Raw genomic sequence first — 2627 nt, forward strand, 5'->3', positions numbered from 1 at the left:
CCGAGTGCTCCGGTGCCGCCGGTGATCAGTACGGTGCCGGTCAGCGCGGCGGCGGGCTCCGGTGCGGTGGCGTCCGGCGCCGGTGCGGGTGCCGGGACGGCCTGCGCCGGTGCGATCCTGCGGGCCCACAGTCCGGCGTCACGGACGGCGAGCTGGTCCTCGGTGCCGTCCCCGGCGAGCACGGCGGCCAGCAGGTCCCGGGCCGGGGTGCCGAGGCGGGCCGGCAGGTCGACGAGGCCGCCCCACTTCTGGGGTGTCTCCAGTGCGGCGACGCGGCCCAGTCCCCATGCCGCAGCGGCTGCGGGGTCCGCTTCCGGATCGTCCGTGCCGACGGCGACGGCGCCGCTGGTGACGCACCACACCGGGGCCTGGATGCTCTGCTTCCGCAGCAGGGTTAGCGTCTCCAGCAACTCCTCGGCGCTGCCGGCGGCGCACAGCACACCGTCCAGCTCTCCGGCGCCCTGCGCCTGTGACGTGCTCCGTTCGAAGAGCCCGGACAGGTGCCCGGTGCCGAGCAGCAGCCAGCGTCCGGGCACCGCGGTCACCGCGGGCGGGTCGGGAAGCCGCTCCCAGGTGACGGCGTAGCGGCCGGTACGGTCGGCGGCCACCGCGTCGAGCTGTGCCCGGTCCACGGGGCGCAGGAGGAGCGCGTCCACCGCGATCGAGGGGGTTCCGGAGGCGTCGGTGGCGTGCACGGTGACGGATTCCTCACCGGCCCGCAGCCGTACCCGCAGGCCCCGGGCGTCCGGGGAGAGCGGCACTATGCCGGAGAAGGAGAACGGCAGCCGTACCTCGTCGGCCTCGTAGCCGCGGCCGGTCAGCGGCAGGGCGTGCAACGCGGCGTCCAGCAGCGCGGGGTGCAGGCCGAAGCCGGTGGGCTGTCCGTCGGGGAGGGCGATCTCGGCGAAGACCTCGTCGCCGCGTTCCCAGACGCCCCGTACGCCCTGGAAGGCCGGGCCGTACTCGTAACCCCGCGCGGCCAGATCGGGGTAGAGGGTGTCCACCGGTACGGGGACCGCGCCGGCCGGCGGCCATTGCGCACCGGTCCAGTCGGGCGTGAAGGCCCCGTCGTCGGGGGCGGTGCGGGGGCCGACGCTGCCGGAGGCGTGCAGGACCCACTCGTCGTCGCTGCCGCGGGAGCGGATGTGCAGCTCCCGTTCGCCGCCGGTGTCCGCGGCCACCCATACCTGTACGTCCCTGGGCCGGCCGCCGGGGAAGACCAGGGGTGCTTGGAGCACCACTTCGGTGACGCTCTCGGCGCCCGCGGCACGGGCGGCCTCGGTGGCCAGTTCGACGAATCCGGTGCCGGGCAGGAGCACGGTGCCCATGACGGCGTGGTCGCGCAGCCACGGGTCGCTGCCCGGCGTCAGCCGGCCGGTGAGCAACAGGCCGCCCTCTCCGGGCAGTTCGCTGCGGGACGAGAGCATCGGGTGCGGCCAGTGGTCGACGCCCGGTGCGTCGCCGGAGGCGGCGGGGGCGACGAGCCAGTAGGACTCGTGCTGGAAGGGGTAGGTGGGCAGGTCGGCGAGGGGCCGCCGTGCGGGCAGGACCGCGGACCAGTCGACGGGGACGCCGTGGGCGTGTGCCCGTGCGAGGGCGGTGAGCCAGGTGACGGTCTCGGCCCGGTCCCGGCGGACGCTGGGCAGCGCCGTGCGTCCGTCCAGGTGCGGCAGGAGGGCGGCGTCCGGACCGATCTCCACGGTCAGGTCCGCTTCGGGCAGCCGGTCCACGGCGTCGGCGAACCGCACGGTGGCGCAGACGTGCCGGGCCCAGTAGGCGGGGGTCTCCAGCGGGTGGGACGTGGCCGCGGCCGGGATCATCGGCACGGTCGGGGGACGGAAGTCGAGCGTTTCCAGCAGGGCGGTGAACTCGTCGAGCACGGGCTCCATCAGCGGGGAGTGGAAGGCGTGGCTGACGCGCAGCGGCGTGGTGCGCCGCCCCTTCTCACGCCAGTGCTCCGCCACGGCCGTGACGTCGGCTTCGGGACCGGAGACCACCAGCGCCCGGGGGCCGTTGACGGCGGCGACCGCGGTGCCCTCCGGCAGCGTCGGGGCGACTTCGTCCTCGGTGGCCGCGATGGCCGCCATGGCGCCGCCCGCCGGGAGGGCCTGCATCAGCCTGCCGCGCGCCACCACGAGACGTGCCGCGTCCTCCAGGCCGAGCACTCCGGCGACCACCGCGGCGGCGATCTCGCCGACCGAGTGCCCCGCGACGGCCTCGAAGGTGACACCCGCGGCCTCCCACAGCCGGCACAGGGCGATCTGGTGGGCGAAGAGCGCGGGCTGGGCGTACTCGGTGCGCTCCAGCACCTCCGCCGGCTCGTCCCACATCACCTCACGCAACGGGCGTCCCAGCAGCGGATCCACCACCGCGCACACCTCGTCCAAAGCCGCGGCGAACACCGGGAAACGCTCCGCCAGTTCACGCCCCATCCCCGGACGCTGCGCACCCTGACCCGAGAAGACCGCTGTGACGCGGCCGGTGCCGCCGGCCGTGACCACCGGCTCGCGCAGCGCGTCCGCCAGCTCCGCGCGGTCCCCGGCGACACCGGTACGGAAGGGGAAGTGGGAACGCCCGTGGGCGAGCGTCGAGGCCACGTCGGTGAGGGGGGTGTCGGGGTGCTCCTC

The 2627-nt window shown here is 75.4% G+C and carries 1 protein-coding gene; it reads right to left on the reverse strand.

Translation table 11 applies throughout. The features are described from left to right. Positions 1 to 2627: acyltransferase domain-containing protein (locus tag AN218_RS02890; protein ID WP_141747413.1), on the reverse strand; the 2627-nt coding region annotated here is incomplete at both ends.

This window comes from Streptomyces nanshensis (assembly GCF_001751255.1).
Lineage (GTDB): Bacteria > Actinomycetota > Actinomycetes > Streptomycetales > Streptomycetaceae > Streptomyces > Streptomyces nanshensis_A.